Origin of the sequence: Chryseobacterium lathyri (assembly GCF_019970085.1) — a bacterium.
GTDB lineage: Bacteria > Bacteroidota > Bacteroidia > Flavobacteriales > Weeksellaceae > Chryseobacterium > Chryseobacterium lathyri.
In genome coordinates, this window is record NZ_JAHXYG010000001.1 from 681,552 (window position 1) to 699,432 (window position 17,881).

Annotated in this window: 10 protein-coding genes; 9 read left to right on the forward strand and 1 reads right to left on the reverse strand. The window is 38.7% G+C overall.

Features of this window, described 5'->3' with window-relative positions; all coding sequences use genetic code 11:
• Positions 1-269 precede the first annotated feature (269 nt).
• Positions 270-689 (reverse strand): OsmC family protein, encoded by a 420-nt coding sequence (locus LC418_RS03175; RefSeq protein WP_116010251.1) that lies wholly within the window; start codon positions 687-689, stop codon positions 270-272.
• A 484-nt stretch (positions 690-1,173) separates the two neighbouring features.
• Here LC418_RS03175 and LC418_RS03180 point away from each other — a divergent pair, with 484 nt between their 5' ends.
• From LC418_RS03180 to LC418_RS03220, 9 genes are all read left to right on the forward strand, one after another.
• The gene (locus LC418_RS03180) at positions 1,174-2,052 is read left to right on the forward strand and encodes an AraC family transcriptional regulator (RefSeq protein WP_111958772.1); all 879 of its coding nucleotides are present in this window, start codon (positions 1,174-1,176) and stop codon (positions 2,050-2,052) included.
• A 408-nt stretch (positions 2,053-2,460) separates the two neighbouring features.
• The gene (locus tag LC418_RS03185) at positions 2,461-5,382 is read left to right on the forward strand and encodes a SusC/RagA family TonB-linked outer membrane protein (RefSeq protein ID WP_223558080.1); all 2,922 of its coding nucleotides are present in this window, start codon (positions 2,461-2,463) and stop codon (positions 5,380-5,382) included.
• A gap of 37 nt (positions 5,383-5,419) precedes the next feature.
• Positions 5,420-7,012: a SusD/RagB family nutrient-binding outer membrane lipoprotein gene (locus LC418_RS03190; RefSeq protein ID WP_223558081.1), complete on the forward strand. Its 1,593-nt coding sequence runs from the start codon at positions 5,420-5,422 to the stop codon at positions 7,010-7,012.
• A 183-nt stretch (positions 7,013-7,195) separates the two neighbouring features.
• Positions 7,196-8,482: an MFS transporter gene (locus LC418_RS03195; RefSeq protein WP_223558082.1), complete on the forward strand. Its 1,287-nt coding sequence runs from the start codon at positions 7,196-7,198 to the stop codon at positions 8,480-8,482.
• A gap of 43 nt (positions 8,483-8,525) precedes the next feature.
• Positions 8,526-9,497, forward strand: coding sequence for a glycoside hydrolase family 130 protein (locus LC418_RS03200; RefSeq protein WP_111958778.1), 972 nt, complete (start codon positions 8,526-8,528; stop codon positions 9,495-9,497).
• A 118-nt stretch (positions 9,498-9,615) separates the two neighbouring features.
• Positions 9,616-11,850, forward strand: coding sequence for a GH92 family glycosyl hydrolase (locus LC418_RS03205; RefSeq protein WP_223558083.1), 2,235 nt, complete (start codon positions 9,616-9,618; stop codon positions 11,848-11,850).
• Between the two features lie 29 nt (positions 11,851-11,879).
• Positions 11,880-13,307: a glycoside hydrolase family 125 protein gene (locus tag LC418_RS03210; RefSeq protein WP_223558084.1), complete on the forward strand. Its 1,428-nt coding sequence runs from the start codon at positions 11,880-11,882 to the stop codon at positions 13,305-13,307.
• A 34-nt stretch (positions 13,308-13,341) separates the two neighbouring features.
• Positions 13,342-15,666 (forward strand): glucosamine-6-phosphate isomerase, encoded by a 2,325-nt coding sequence (locus LC418_RS03215; RefSeq protein ID WP_223558085.1) that lies wholly within the window; start codon positions 13,342-13,344, stop codon positions 15,664-15,666.
• 76 nt (positions 15,667-15,742) lie between these two features.
• Complete coding sequence (locus LC418_RS03220) at positions 15,743-17,881, forward strand: endo-beta-N-acetylglucosaminidase H (protein ID WP_223558086.1); 2,139 nt, start codon at positions 15,743-15,745, stop codon at positions 17,879-17,881.

The following is a 17,881-nucleotide window of genomic DNA, read 5'->3' on the forward strand; positions in this document are numbered from 1 at the left end:
TTGAAAATCTTTGATTTTCATGATCTATTGGAGTCTAATAAAAAATCTGTATAATCTGTGTGATCTGTGGGAACACTTTTCTGCTTAATTTGAGAATTTCAGATAAAATGTTTTCACCAAAAAAATAAACCATTAAGATCTTTTAAGCAGTAAGATTAATCAAGGATCCGCCAGCGGATAAAAGCAATTTACTTAAAAATATTGTTTGATATTCTTAACCTTCGTTAATCACTTAAAAAAATCTTAATGGTTCAATAAGAATTTTGCTGTTATTGAGCTAAAGTAGCACTCAAAGTAATTTCGAAATTGAAAGCTGCACTTACAGGACAACCTTCTTCTGCAATTTTAGCATATTTTTGGAATTCCTCTTCTGAAAGTCCCGGAACTTTTGCGGTAAGAGTCAGTTCAGATTTTGTGATTTTTCCAACGCTTGGATCTAGGGTGATCACAGAGGTTGTTTTTAATTCTTCAGGAGTAAAACCAGCCTGGGAAAGCTCGGCACTTAGTTTCATGGTAAAACATCCTGCATGTGCTGCCGCCAATAATTCTTCGGGATTTGTCCCTACTCCGTCTGCGAAACGGCTGTTGAAAGAATACTGGGTCTCGTTTAAAGTTGTGCTTTGAGTAGTTAAGTGTCCTTTACCTTCTTTGATGTTACCGTTCCAAACGGCTGTTGCGTTACGTCTCATAATGTTTGTTTTGTTGTTGTTTTAATATGTTGTTTTGATGATACAAAGATAGAGCGGTTGTAAACCGGAATCAATGGATAAAAAGCCTTAAAAATTGTACTTTTTTCCCGATAAGTAATTTTTGAAACTTTATCATGATAAAATCTATACTACATTCATAGTCCGAAATTAAAAAGTATTTTAAATGTCATATCTGAATTAAGTTCTACTGATGGCTTTGGATTTTATAGTGGCTTCTAAAAATAACCGTCGCCTCATATAATTTAGCTAAAGATACAAAAAGGCGTTTTGAAATTATCAATAGAATGCATCTATTATTTAAAAGCATTATTGTTATTTATAATAGACATTAATTTAAATTCTAATTTGCTGTTTTTATTAAAAATAAAGAAAAAATAAAAATTATATATTAATTGATTGGTTTTTTATCAAATTTGTAAAAAGTTCTGTATTGAATAATAACTTTAATTTTTTCAAAGATTAGATGAGCAAGCTAGAAAATATTTTGAGAGAAATAACTCCATTATCTCCCGAGGACAGCTTTCTTGTGTTTGACCGGATAAAGGCTTCTTTTGATTTTCCGTATCATTATCATCCGGAGATCGAGATCAATTTTATCAGCAAAGGAAAGGGATACCGCCGTATGATCGGTGATCACACAGGGGAGATTGGCGATATCGAACTGGTGTTGGTGGGTCCAAACCTTCCGCACTGCTGGGCCAATCATAAATGCAAAAACAGGAAAACCCATGAAATCACAGTGCAGTTCAATCAGGATTTTTTTAATCAGTCCATGATGGATAAAAATATCCTGAAACCTATCAGCAACCTGATGAAGGACTCCATCCGGGGCATTTTATTTTCTCAGGAAACAGCAGAAAAGCTTAAAGACTCTTTTTTCAACTTATCCAAAATGAACAGTTTTGAATCTTTTATTGAGATCATGAAAATTCTTAATGAACTGGCCATTGCCGAAGACAAGACATTGTTATCTTCTTACAGTATAGAGCTTGAAACCTTTGCCGATAATGATAAAATGAAGATAGTTCATGATTTTGTGCATAAGAATTTTGAAAGCAAAATAACACTCCATGATGCTGCATCACTTATCAATATGAGCAGCGTAACCTTCAACAGGTTCATCAAGAAAAGAACAGGCAAAACCTTTGTGAATTATCTGAATGAAATCAGGATCAGCTATGCGGCAAGATGGCTCATGGAGAAAAATCTGACGGTTTTTGAGACTGCATTTGAAGCCGGTTTTAATAATATCGCCAATTTTAATAAAGTTTTCAAGTCTATTAAAAAAACAACCCCTACAGAGTTTAAAGAGCTTTTTAAAGGAGTGAAAAAAATCGAGTAATCCTTTTTATTAAATAAATACATTTTAATCATAAGATCCGGATAGTTGTATCCGGATTTTTTGATGTAATCAAATGTATTTTAATCAAAATATGCTGAAAAAGCACTACATCTTAATTATAAATAATAAGTCTGATATCTACTTACCATACTGTAAATCAGGGTGTAATTTCGGTTTAACAAAAACGTATGAAAAAATAATATCGTTTTATGATAAAATAGCATTATATCTGACTGTGAACAAAATTTAGATTTGTTAATGTGAATTAAATCTTAACAAAACTTTAATTATTTGATGCGAATAGGATATAATGTTGCAGAAAAATGAAGATAAATCCTGTTTTAAAATCTAAACAATATTTAAGGCAATGTAGTTGATTCTCAAATAAATCTTAATAAAACTAACCTTATGAGAAAAACTGTTATACCGGTTTTATTAGCTATTTCTTTATCTGCCTACGCACAGGAAACAAAACAGGCAGATACTGCTAAAACAACCAAAATTGAAGAAGTGGTGGTGACCTCTTTGGGGATTAAAAGGCAGGCTCGCTCCCTTACTTACTCTAGCCAGCAAATAGGAGGAGATGAACTTACAGAAGTAAAAACGCCTAATCTTTTAAACTCTATTAACGGGAAAGTTTCCAATGTACAGATTAATAAAACCAATGGTGGTGTCGGAGGTTCCGTAAGAATCACTATGAGAGGTGACAAATCCACAAGAAATAGCCAACCTTTGTATGTTATTGATGGAGTTCCTATCGTCAATAATACAGGTATTACAGGAACAGGAGGTCCAAACGTAGATTATTTTTCAGGAATGCCAGACACTGGAGATGTTTTAAGTACAATAAATCCTGAAGATATAGAAAGCATCAACTTCTTGAAGGGTGCTTCTGCGGCGGCCTTGTATGGATCGCAAGGAAGTAATGGTGCAGTTTTGATTGTGACGAAAAAAGGAGTTGCAGGAAGGAGCAGTATTTCGTTTTCATCCAGCATTACTTTCGATGATGTTTACAATTTACCAAAATTACAAAACAGTTATTTACAGTCAACCCCTTATAATGCGGCTACCGGAGCTACAGGTACTTATGATAGCTGGGGCGCAAAAGGAGCTTCTAAAGACTATGTGAAAAATTTTTTCGATACGGGAATTACAAGGATCAATAGTTTGAGTTTCCAGGCAGGGAATGAAAAAACAACTAATTTTTTCTCATTGGGTAGTACTAATAATACCGGTGTAATCCCAACTTCTACATTTGATCAATATAATATTAACTATAGAAATTCCAGTAAATTTCTTAACGATAAACTGACATTGGATGCCAACGTAATGGCTTCTTTGCAGGATTCTAAAAATAGATTAACACCGGGTTCTTACTTCTCGCCAATTAGTAATTTATATTGGTTGCCAAGAGGAATCGATTTTGATCAATTCAGTGAAGATAACTATACCTATTTTAACAATACTCGTTTTTTACCCGCACAAAACTGGTGGGCAATCAGGCCGGATGGTGGTTTTGAGGATAGTGAGACCCAAAATCCTTATTGGATTCTCAACAAAAATCCTGTTACGACCAAAAATAAAAATTTCTACGGATCTGCAAGTTTAAGTTATGCCTTAAACAGCTGGTTAACTGCAAAATTAAGAGGAAATTATAATTATTATAATTCTGACACACAGCGTAATATTTATGCGTTTTCTAATAATACTGTGAGTGGTATCAATGGAAAATTATCAAAAAACACCATTGAGAAAACCACAACGTATAGTGACTTTATCTTAGCGGGTAGCCCAAAAATCAGTGATAATTTAAGTTTTGATTTTACGGTTGGAACAAGTATTTCTGATCTTAAATATACAATTACCAATATAGAAAACAACAGATTATTTACTGCCAATCTTTTTACTTTAAATAACCTTGCTTGGAATGGTGAGGGGAATGGCTACAAAATTGACACCCCACATCGACAAGATCAGTCGGTTTTTGCGAGTGCCAATTTTGGATACAAAAGATTATTGTATTTAGATCTTACGTATAGAGTCGATTGGTCTTCTACATTATCAAAAGCCCCTAAAAATAATTTTGATTATTATTCCGCAGGTCTTAACTCTATTTTAAGTGATGTTTTCAAGCTTCCTGAAGCTATTAACTTTTGGAAAGTAAGAGCATCATACGCAACTGTGGGGAATGCTTTAGATCCTACATCTACCAACCCACAACCTATTTTTAATGGTGGTGTAATTACAGGATCTTATAGCTCAGCACCTGTTGATATTGTAAACTTTCCACAATTTGCCTATCTGTTTCCACAACCGGAAATGAATAAAACGTTTGAAGCGGGAACAGAATTCAGGTTGTTTAATAATAGATTGAGTTTCGATTTTACGTACTATAATTCAAATGTATCCAATCAATATCTAAAAAATGTAAGTACAGGAGGCAGTATATATGGTACCAATCTGGCAGGAATTGACATCAGTGCAGGAAAAATTCAGAATACTGGTTTCGAATCCAGTTTGTCTTACAAAGTATTGGATTCTAAGAAATTTGGTTGGACGGTTGCTGTAAATGCTTCTGCAAATAAAAATAAAATAAAAGAAGTATTCCCAATCGGTTTCTATACAGGAAGTGGTGATGTAAAACCGTTTTTCTTGACTGGTGGTGGCTACAACGGAATTAAAGTAGGTGGTTCTTTCGGAGATATTTACGGAACTGCTTTCTTGAGAGATGCACAAGGAAGGATTGTAGTTACTGCAGAAGGAGTTCCGCAATTGGCTGCAGACAGACAAACGTATTTAGGGAATCCCAATCCTAAATTTATGTTAGGTTTTAATAACACATTTAATATCGGGAAAGTAAATATTAATTTCCTGATTGATGGTAAATTCGGGGGTAAAGTACTGGGGATTACACAGGCTTTGAATGACAAAAAAGGAGTAAGCCAAGTTTCTGCAGATGCCCGAGACAATGGAGGTGTTTCTATTGCCAATGCAGCCTATGCAAATGGAACGACATACACAGGAAAAACGGATGCAAGAGCATATTATGATGTAGTCGGAGGTTCAGGAGGCATTAATGAAGCGTATATGTATAATGCAACAAATGTAAGATTAAGACAGGCTTCTATTTCTTATCAATTCAGTATAAACGGTAAATATTTCAAAGATGCAACGCTAAGCTTGATTGGAACCAATTTATTCTTCCTATACAACAAAGCGCCATTCGATCCGGAACAGGTATCCGGTGTAAACCCGGGTGGAGTTGGGGTAGATATTCTTGGTATGCCGGTTACCCGTTCGATAGGTTTCTCAGTAAAAGCAAACTTTTAATACAATAATAATGAAAAATAAATATTTTAAAATATTAATGTTAGGTACAATAGGACTTTTACCCTTATTAAACTGTACCGGCAATTTTGAAGAAATAGATTCTGAATACAATGGGGTTTATGACGAGCAGCTTTTGGCAGATTTCGCGTTGCTTACCAATCCTTTAAGACAGATACAAAGCAATTTGCAAAATCCTCAAAACTGGATTTATCAATTGCAAACTAATTTAAATGCAGATATGTACAGTGGTTTTTTCAGTACAGCAACCCGTTATAATGGAGGAATAAACAATACCACATATTTTATGATGGATGGCTGGAACGAAAGAATTATGCTCAATCAATTGGAAGATGTTAATCAGCAATACAAAAATTTCAAGTTAAACGCTCCGAAATATTATCCGGGAATAGATTTTTCTCAATCTTTAGCAGTTCTTAATATTTCAAGAATTTTGGCAGCACAAAAAGTTTCAGATGCTCACGGGCCGGTAATTTATAGCAAATTTGAAACACCCGGAGCCAATGGTATTACAGATTTTGACTCTCAACAAGATGCTTATAATCATTTCGTTACCGATCTTAATGCAGCGATTGTTGCATTACAAAAACCAATTGGAGTAGAAGATAAAGCGGTAATTTCTAAATCAGACCTGGTTTTTGGGGGAAATACTGCTAATTGGGCAAAGCTGGCCAACTCTCTGAAACTGAGATATGCCATCAGAATCAGCTATGCAGATCCTGCAAAAGCAAAACAATATGCAGAAGAAGCACTTGCGTCATCTGCTGGATTAATCGATGATACTTCAGAAAATGCTTTGGTTTCTTATGGAAAGGCTTCTCCATTGTTTGATATTATTTATTCTTGGGGTGATTGTAAAATCGGAGCCCCTCTGATGGCATACATGAATGGTTATAATGATCCGAGAATTTCCTTATATGCACAGCCTGCAACCGATGCAGGTGTATTAAACCAATATGTGGGAGTAAGGCAAGGTGTGGATTTGAGTCCGGGTTACGGAAGCTACTCAAAGGCAGCTGCGATCTCTGCTAATGGAGATTACTTTTCTGGCTCCAATGGTAAAAACAAAATTTTTACTGCTGCTGAAGCATGGTTCTTGAAAGCAGAAGCTGCTATAAGAGGCTATGCAGGTGCTGGTGATGCAGGAACCAATTATAACAAAGGAATTTCTGTGTCTTTAGAAGAGTGGGGAAAGGCTGGAGGCTATGATGCTTATGTAAATAATTCTACCTCTACAGAAGCCCCTTATATAGATCCCAAAAATCATTCTAACGATATTTTGCCGGGAAACCCACAGCTAAGTACCATTACCATAAAATGGAATGCCACAGATTCTTTTGAAAGAAAATTAGAAAGAATTATGACCCAGAAATGGATTGCGCTTTATCCTGATGGTGCAGAAGCATGGGCAGAACAAAGAAGAACGGGTTATCCAATCATCTTCAAAAATGTATTGAATGATAGCCAGGGAACGATAAGCACTGATGCTATGATCAGAAGAATCCCTATCCCATCAAAATACCGTAACAGTACTTTGAACTATGCACAAGCTGTCCAATTACTGGGAGGCCCCGATACAGGTGGAACCAGGTTATGGTGGGATAAAAAGTAATAATTTTAAGCAGATCAATTATAAAGATAAAGAGGCCGTCTCAAAAGTTAGATTTAATTTTTTCATTTCGGCAGGAGAAATATCGGATAAACACTTGTTTTAAAGATTCTTCAATTTTAGTTTCGTTTCAATTCGGAATGATGCTTTTGAGAGGCCTTCTTTTCTTTACTATTTTATTTGAATATGGGAAACAATAAGTCTGAAACTCGCTCAGTAAAACCGATCCTCTGGATCTCTACATTATATTTTGCAATGGGAATACCCTTTGTGACCATTAATGCGGTTTCCGGAATTATGTACAAGGATATGGGTGTTTCAGATTCCAAGATTACATTCTGGACAGCGCTTATTATGTTTTCCTGGACATTAAAACCTCTATGGAGTCCTTTTCTTGAGATCTATAAAACAAAAAAGTTCTTTGTTGTTGCAACTCAGTTTGCCATAGGAATTCTGTTCGCTTTGGTTGCATTAACGCTTCCTCTGCCGGATTTTTTCAAATATAGCATTGCTCTTTTTGCGGTCGTTGCATTCTGCGGAGCCACACATGACATTGCTGCAGACGGGACCTATATCAATTTTTTAACGAACAAAGAGCAAGCAAAATATATCGGATGGCAGGGCGCTTTTTACAATCTGGCCAAAATCATAAGCAGCGGAGTTCTGGTTTATTTCGCGGGAGTTTTGGAGAAAACCAAAGGAGTCACCAATGCCTGGATGATCATCATGGGAATTTATGGTCTTTTGTTTTTTGCCCTGGCTTTGTACCATTATGCTGTTTTACCGAAAGAAAATAAGCAGGAAAAAGAAACCAGAAAAGCAGGAAATGTCCGTAAAGAGCTTTGGGAGGTGATCATCTCTTTCTTCAAAAAGAAAAATATCATGTGGGCGGTACTGTTTATTATCCTGTATCGTTTTGCAGAAGGATTTGCGATAAAAATCGCTCCCCTGTTTTTTAAAGCTCCGAGAACTTCAGGAGGTCTTGGATTATCCACATCGGATATTGGGCTTATTTATGGGACCTATGGTTCTGCAGCCTTTATTTTGGGATCTGTGTTGGCAGGCTACTTTATCGCAGCCAGAGGATTGAAAAAATCTTTAATCTGGTTATGCTCAGCCTTTAATATTCCATTTATAGTTTATGCACTACTGGCCTATTTCCAGCCGGCAGAACTTCTTCCGGTAGGAATTGCAGTTGTAGTCGAATATTTTGGCTACGGATTCGGTTTTGTAGGACTCATGCTTTACATCATGCAGCAGATCGCACCAGGTGAACATAAAACGGCTCACTATGCTTTTGCAACCGGGATTATGAATCTTGGGGTAATGATTCCCGGAATGTTCAGCGGGATGATCAGTGATTGGGTAGGTTACAAAATGTTTTTTATCTGGGTACTTATTGCTACCATACCTGCTTTTGTCGTGACCCTTTTGGTTCCGTTTTCATATCCTGAAAAACTAAAAGAACACTAAATCATTTTATTAAATACATTAAATAAAAAAGTAAAAATACTTTATGACATTTCAACCAGCAAAGATCCCTTGGCAGGATCGTCCGGAAGAGAGCCGGGATATCATGTGGCGTTACTCTGCAAATCCGATTATCAACAGATATGCAATACCTACGTCCAACAGCATTTTTAACAGTGCGGTGGTTCCTTTTGAAGATGGATTCGCAGGAGTTTTCCGTTGCGATAACAAAGCAGTGCAGATGAATATTTTTGCAGGTTTCAGTAAAGATGGGATCAATTGGGAGATCAATCATGACCCGATTGATATGAAAGCCGGAAATACAGAAATGATAGAATCGGATTATAAATACGATCCCCGTGTTGCCTTTATAGAAGACCGATACTGGATCACGTGGTGTAACGGATACCATGGACCGACTATCGGAATAGCCTATACTTTTGATTTTAAAGAATTCTTTCAGTGTGAAAATGCATTCCTTCCTTTCAACAGAAACGGAGTTCTTTTCCCTGAGAAAATAAACGGTAAATATGCCATGCTGAGCAGACCGAGTGATAACGGGCATACGCCTTTCGGAGATATCTATATCAGCTACAGCCCGGATATGAAATACTGGGGCGAGCACCGTTGCGTGATGAAAGTAGCACCGTTTGAAGACAGTGCATGGCAATGTACAAAAATAGGGGCAGGACCTGTTCCGATTAAAACGGATGAAGGGTGGCTGCTTTTTTATCACGGAGTGATCAATACCTGCAGAGGGTTCCGTTATTCTATGGGAGCATCACTGCTTGATCTTGAAGATCCGTCAAAAGTATTATACAGAACGAAACCTTATTTACTGGCTCCGGCAGAATTGTATGAACTTACGGGAGATATTCCGAATGTAGTTTTCCCGTGTGCAGCCCTTTCAGAAGGAGATAAGGTAACTGTATATTATGGGGCAGCGGATACCGTTGTGGCCATTGCGTTTGGATATATTTCTGAAATTATTGATTTTATGAAAAAGAATTCGCTGTAAGCGGATTCAAAATATAAATAATATACCGGTCACTGCTTGTTGAAATCATTGTTTCGGTTTTTATATTGTTAAATAAACTCCTATCTTGAGAAATTTTTAAGATTTCCCTATTATGATTATGAAAAAAGAACTGCTTATATTTTTATCAATGATCCTGTTTTCTCATGTGGGAAATGCCCAGCAACGGAAGGATGATGTTCTTTCATGGGTAGATCCTTTCATAGGAACAGGAGGACACGGCCATACATTTCCCGGAGCGACTACACCTTTTGGAATGATCCAGCTCAGTCCGGATCAGAATACTAAAAGCGGCGATTGGGACTGGTGTTCGGGATACCATTACAGCAGTAAAACCATTATGGGATTCAGTCATAATCATCTCAGCGGAACAGGTTGGGCAGATCTTGGAGATATTTTAGTGATGCCAACCGTCGGGAAAATAAAGATGCTTCCAGGTTCTGAGGACAAACCGGAAAGTGGCTACCGGTCGACATTCAGTCACGACAAAGAAACGGCTTCACCGGGATATTATTCCGTGATGTTGGACAGCTACGGAATTAAAGCCGAGCTGACCGCTTCTCCGAGAGTAGGTTTCCATAAATATACCTTCCCAAAGAGAGAAGAATCCAATGTCATCATTGATCCTACCAATAAAATTTTCGGGAATATTTACCATACGCTGGTAAGCATAGAAGGAAACAATAAGATCAAAGGATACTGCTACAGCAACGGCTGGGGTGGAAAACGTTTTGCTTATTTCGTGATGGAATTTTCAAAACCTTTTAAATCCTATGGAACTTATTCTGAAGGAAAAATAAAAGAGAACGAAAAAATAGCGCTTGCTAAAGATGCCAAAGCTTTCGTGAGATTTTCAACTGAGGAAAATGAAAGTATAGAGGTTAAAGTCTCCTTATCTCCTGTAAGTACGGAAGGTGCCCAGGAAAACTTTGATGCCGAAGCTAAGAATGTGAATTTTGCACAGGCTAAAGAAACGGCTCAGAATACCTGGAGAGATCTAATCAACAGATTCCAGGTGACCGGCGGTACGGACGACCAGAGAAAAATCTTCTATACCGGAGTGTACCACACCTTTATCGCCCCTAATCTGTATATGGATACCAACGGAGATTATGTGGCCGCTCAGGAAAATATGAATACCAAATCGTTTACGAACTACAGCACCTATTCCTATTGGGACGGTTTCAGAGCAACCCATCCTTTGCTGACCATTATGGATCAGAAACATACAAAAGAATTTGCCAACTCGCTGATCAGCAGGTATACAGACCGCAAAGATCACATGCCAATCTGGGAACTTTGTGGTTACGATAATTTTTGCATGCTTGGTTATCACAGTGTATCCGTAATCTGGGATGCCATTTCCAAAGGCGTACCGGGTATTGATCAGGAAAAAGCATTTGCAGCAATGAAAGATGCTTCTTTAACGGATAAAATGAGCAGCAGTGATGGTGGCGGAGGCCTTAATGATTATATCAAATTAGGGTACACACCATCTGAAAACGGTGCTTCAGTTTCTGCAACGCTGGAATACGCGTATGATGACTGGTGCATTCAGCAGCTTGCCGAGAAATTGGGTAAAAAAGAAGAGGCAGAAGTTTATAAGAAACGTTCTATGAATTTCCTGAATACATTCAACAAAGAAAACAACCATTTCTGGCCAAAGCAGAAAAACGGAGAATTCCTACCGGACTTTACTTTAAACGACTGGAAAAAACTACAGCCACACTGGGTTTCCGGAAATATATGGGCGTATGATTTCTTCGTTCCTCACCAGATTGATGAAATGATGAATCTATACGGAGGTAAAAAAGGATTTGAAGAAAAACTGGACAAAACTTTTACCGAAGAGCTTAAAATGATCGGTGAGCAGCACGTGGATATTTCAGGATTCATTGGTTCTCTGGGATTCGGTGATGAGCCGGGACACCATGTTCCATACCTGTACAACTATGCGGGAGCTCCTTACAAAACCCAGAAAATGGTCAAATTCATCCGCGATAATATGTATGCGGCAAAACCGGACGGGATTGTCAATAACGAAGACTGCGGCCAGATGTCTGCATGGTATATTTTCTCATCATTAGGATTCTATCCTGTAACTCCAGGAAAACCAGTATACGCAATCGGAGCACCACAGTTTCCGAAAGTATCTTTAAAGCTGGAAAACGGGAAAACTTTCACGGTGATTGCTGATAAAATTTCCGATAAAAACATCTATGTTCAGAAAATGTTCCTGAATGGGAAAGAATTCAAAAGCTGGGAAATCAATCACAGCGACATTATGAATGGTGGCGAGCTGAAATTTGTAATGGGAAGCAAGCCTGTAAAATAGATCAAACAATAACGAAATATAAAAGTATAATGGAAAGGAGAAAGTTTATAAAGACAAGTGCACTGGCAGGAGCGGGACTGATGTTTACTCAAAATGTTTTCGCAAAAACATTAAGCGTAGAAAATTTCCCTGTAGTCCGCGTTCCGAAAGATAAAAGACATTTTACGAGTGAAGCGGTAGAAAGTGCAATTGAAGCTTTTAAAAAGAAAGTGAAGAATAAAGAGCTGTCGTGGCTTTTTGAAAACTGCTTTCCCAATACTTTAGATACCACCGTTTTTTATAAAGAAATCAATGGAACTCCGGATACTTACGTTATTACGGGAGATATTGATGCCATGTGGCTTCGCGATAGTTCTGCACAGGTTTTTCCATACCTGCAGTTCTCAAAAAAGGATGAAAAACTTCATAAGCTGATCTCCGGGGTTATTCATAAACAGACAGAATTCATCCTTAAAGATCCTTATGCCAATGCTTTCTATAACGACGAAAATAAAATAAGCAAGTGGAAAGAATACGATCACACAGATATGAAACCCGGCACCCACGAAAGAAAATGGGAGATCGACTCATTATGCTATCCAATCCGTTTGGCTTACCACTTCTGGAAGACGACGGGAGATACAAAACCCTTTGATAACAACTGGCTGCAGGGAATCAAGCTTACTTTGCAAACCTTTACAGAGCAGCAGAGAAAAACAGATCTGGGACCCTATAAATTTGAACGTACAACAGCCTGGGCAACAGACGGAATTCCAATGGGCGGTTACGGCTATCCGACAAAACCTGTAGGATTGATCAATTCTATGTTCCGTCCGAGTGATGATGCTACCATCTATGCTTTCCTTATCCCTTCTAATTTATTTGCAGTCGTGAGTTTACGTCAGGCAGCGGAAATGGTTTCACAGATCAAAAATGAAAAAATGTTAGCCCAGCAGCTAAATAGCCTGGCTGATGAGGTAGACGCCGCCATCAAGAAGTACGGAATCTACGATCACCCTCAATATGGAAAGATTTATGCGTTCGAAACGAATGGATTCGGGAGTTATAATTTAATGGATGATGCCAACTGTCCAAGCCTTCTGGGCCTTCCTTATCTGGGCGCTGTAAAAGCTGATGATCCGGTTTATGTAAATACCAGAAATTATGTTTGGTCACAGGATAATCCGTTCTTTTTCAAAGGAAAACTGGCAGAAGGAATCGGCGGTCCGCACATCGGTCTTGATATGATCTGGCCGATGAGTATCATCATGAAAGCGCTTACTTCCAATGACAAGAAGGAAATAAAATGGTGTATAGAAACCCTGCAGAAAACTCATGGAGGAACAGGATTTATGCATGAATCCTTCCACAAGGATAACGATAAGAAATTTACCAGGGAATGGTTTGCCTGGGCCAATACATTGTTTGGAGAACTATTATGGAAAACTTTTAACGAGAATCCTGACCTGCTGACTTAAGGTTGTTCCCGTATAAAACAAAATACAAAACGTAATGGAAAAGAACAAAACTTTTACGCCCGTAGAACAGTCATTTTTAAATGATGTTCCACACAACAATAAGGTAAATGTTCCCTATATCGTTGTAGATAACTTTCCGAATTTAGGGATGCTTACAGCCCTGCGCTTTCTGGAGTGGGTTCATGAAAACCCGGCAGGAGTCATCAGTCTTCCCACGGGTAAAACGCCGGAATATTTTATTTTCTGGACCCAACATATTCTTGAAAACTGGGACAACGAAAGCATCCTTGAACTGAGGAAGAAACATGGATTGATGTTTCAGGATAAACCCTCACTGGCAGAACTTTATTTTGTTCAGATTGATGAATTTTATCCTATACAGTCATCACAGGCGAATAGCTTTTATCATTACGTCAACAAATATTATATTGAAGGTTTTGGACTGAAACGTGAAAATGCACTGCTCATCAATTCCAATGAAATTCCTTTAGCAGAAGGCAAGGGTTTTGAAGAAATTTTCCCGGATCATAAAGTAAACCTTGAGCTGAGATACCGCGAAGCCCGGAATCCTCAGGAAAAACTACAGAAAGAATCTATTTTTTTAATTGATAACTGGTGCTCGGAATATGAGCAGAAGATCCGTGGATTAGGTGGAATAGGTTTTTTTCTGGGCGGAATAGGTCCCGATGGCCATATCGCTTTCAATATCAAAGGTTCCGATCCTTACTCTACCACACGGCTTACATCAACCAATTTTGAAACCCAGGCTGTTGCAGCAGGAGATCTCGGAGGGATTGAAATTTCAAAGGAAAGGCTGGTGATCACCATTGGTCTGGAAACCATTACCCATAACAAAGATGCCGTAGCTATTATTTTCGCGGCAGGAGAAGCAAAGGCTCCTGTGATAAAAAATGCTCTTGAGCTTCCGCCATCCAATATATATCCGGCCTCTGTTCTTGCAGGGCTCCCGAATGGAAGATTCTATATCACGTTGGGAGCGGCAAGTATGCTGAATGATTATATTGATGATTACTACCGTTCCGGCAGCTGGTCACAGGAAAAAACAGACAAAGCCATCATGTCCCTGACTCGGAAGCTGAATAAATATGCGGAACATCTAACACTGGATGATCTCAGAGAAGATCAGTATACACAGCTTATTCCCGGCCTTGGCGAACATACCGTTCAATCTGTCATTGATTCCATTAACGGGAAAATTAAAAAAGGAACAGAAAGGCTCAGCAGCGAAGTTTTTTACCATACCGGACCACATCACGATGATATTTCTTTAGGATTGCTGCCTTATATCCACTATCAGTCGCGTAATGAGACCAATGCATCCCATTATTCGGTTCTTACTTCAGGATTTACGGCGGTTACCAATAAGTTTCTGATAAAAATTCTGAATGCCACTCTTTATTTTGTGAAGAAAGACGAAATAGAAATGCTTCAGTACCCCGATTTTTTTGAAGCAGGATATAAAAATAAAAAAGATAAAGACGTCTACCATTACCTGATCAATATTGCCTCCGGAAGTGCTTACGAAAGGTCGAGAGCTGTTTCCCACAGAATGGTAAGGAATATTGTTGAGCTCTGGAATCTCAAAAACAGACAGGATCTGGAAACCAGGATCAGTGAAATCATCACTGCCGTGAATTTTAGCTATGACGGACAAAATCCTGAGCCAAAGATCCAGACCTTAAAAGGAATGATCCGTGAATACGAAGAAGAGCTGGTATGGGCCCACTTCGGAGTGAGAACCAAAAATGTTCATCATCTGAGACTGGGATTTTATACCGGTGCGATTTTTACGGAGAAACCCAATCGGGAAAGAGATGTTATCCCGATCCTCAAACAGCTGCGGGAGATAGATCCTACCGTAATCAGTCTGGCATTTGACCCCGAAGGCAGCGGTCCTGACACCCATTACAAAGTTCTGCAGGCCATAGCCGAAGCTGTAAGGGAATGGGGCAAAGAAAAAGATCTTTCAAATATTAAAATCTGGGGGTACAGAAATGTTTGGTATCAGTTTAATGCAGCGGATGTCACGCATATTTTCCCTGTATCGCTGAATGCCATGAGTACGATGGATGAAAGCTTTACCAACAGCTACATGAGCCAGGTGGATGCTTCATTCCCGAGTTACCGTTACGATGGAAAATTCAGTCACCTTTCCATTCAGACCTGGGTGGAGCAACTGAAAGATGTTCAGCTGGTTTTAGGAAAACCTTATTTCTACGACAATGAAAGTCCGCGTCTCAGGGCGACCCATGGTCTGCTCTTTTTCAAAGAAATGGATGTGGAAGAATTTTTGAAATCGGCCCGTGAGCTGGAAAAGTCAACGGAAGGAGCCTTCTAGTCTGCATTTATATTGCAAAATTAAATTTCAAGGAATAAATTTCAGATCATACCAAAAACAACTTAAAAAAAACATTATGAAAAAAGCCATTACTATGTTGATCGTAATGATCATTCATGCCATTCCTGTGCTGAATGCACAACAGCTTAATCCTACAGGAATATGCTATGTGGAGGTAAACAACAACAATATCCTGAATGCAGGTTCATACAAACTGCAGACATCAGGTAAATATTTGTTTAATGTCGTCAATATTTTTGCTGCCAACATCAATTATGATACAGGCAGAGGCAGGCCTTATCTGTACTGTAATAACAACGTTACAAAAGTGTTGACCAACGCAGATACTTACATAAAACCCCTTCAGGCAAAAGGAATGAAGGTGGTACTGACTATTTTGGGAAATCATCAGGGAGCGGGTATTTGTAATTTTCCAACCCGTGAATCAGCCAGGGATTTTGCCCAGCAGCTTGCCCATACTGTAAATACTTATGGGTTAGACGGAATTGACTTTGACGATGAATATTCTGATTACGGACAAAACGGAACCGGCCAACCCAACGCAAGTTCTTTTGTGATGCTTGTACAGGAATTAAAAGCTTTACTGCCGGATAAAATGATCACTTTTTATTACTATGGCCCTGCTGCTTCAAGACTTTCATGGAACGGACTTAGAGTAGGGGATTATGTCAACTACAGCTGGAATGCTATGTACGGAACTTTTTCCGCCCCTAATGTTCCGCCTCTTACCAATGCACAGATCTCTCCGGCAGCTGTATGGCTGGGAAATACTTCCAATTCCACTACAACCAGCCTGGCTACCCAGACAAAGAACGGCGGATACGGAGTATTTATGTGGTACGATCTGCACGGAACCAATGAAACATCACAACTTTCAGCTGGAACACAGACGTTATATGGGGAACAGACTATCTTAAGCACTGCCTTACAGTCATGGACACAGGGAACCAATTGTGATGCCCCGATAGGATTATTTACCAGCAATCTTACAGGAATAAGTGCAAAATTAAACTGGTCAGCCGTAGGAACCAGCACTTATGATGTAGATTATAAACCGGCTACTTCTACTACATGGACGAATGTTGCAACAGCTACAACAGCTACATCTGTAACCATATCAGGATTAACAGCCAATACGGAATACGACTGGAGAATCAGAACCAACTGTAGCGTAAAGAGTACCTATATGTTTGCCCCGAGATTCAACAGTGGAACAGGAACAGCTCCTTCGGGATCGACCTCTCTTTCTTTGGATGGAAGCACGGAATCTGGTGCGGCGGGAACCATCAATCTAAGCGGATCTGCATTATCACTGGAGGGCTGGATAAAACCATCCTCTTTTAAATCGGCATCCCCTTATATTTCATCTCTTTTAGGAACGGAGGTAAGCGACAGCAATTCAGCATTTTTAAGATTAGGCGATGCCAATATTGCCAATAACAAACTGCAATTTGTGGTAAGCATCAATAATGTGCAGCAAAAACTGACCGCTGCTACAGCATTGAATGCCAATACATGGTATCATGTTGCAGCAACCTACGACGGTTCTGCCATGAAAATTTATATCAATGGAGTTCTTGATGCCACTAAATCCCAGACCGGAAGCGTTTCCTCCAACGGAGCTTTCAATGTAGGATATTTATACAATACATCAAGGAATTTCAATGGTAAAATAGATGAGGTTAGAGTTTGGAAAAGAGCATTAAGCCAGACAGAAATCAGCCAGAATATGTGTAATGTGACTCTTCCGGCAACTTCTCTTACAGCTTATTGGAAATTTAATGAAGGGAGTGGTTCTTCGGTTCAGGACAGTTCAGGAAACGGAATTACTCTGACATTAACTGGAGTGGATGCTTCCAACTGGGGAACAGACGTGCCTTGTCCGGCAGGTTCTCAAAAAGTTTCAACAGCAAGAATCCAAAATGCAGGTCTTGAAGAAGTTACAGCAAAAAAGATAAAGTTATACCCGAATCCTGCAAGTAAATCTTTGCCATTTACAGTTTCAGTTCCCGACGAATATAATAAAGGAAAACTAACGGTATATAGCCTTACCGGGAACCCTCTGGAAACAAAAACAATCAATGCGGGAGATCAGCAGTATGATCTTTCAAGACTTAAAGAAGGCAATTATATCATTCAGTTTGAATCTCAAAATGGAAGCCTGAAACAAGCTGAAAAATTAATTATAAAATAA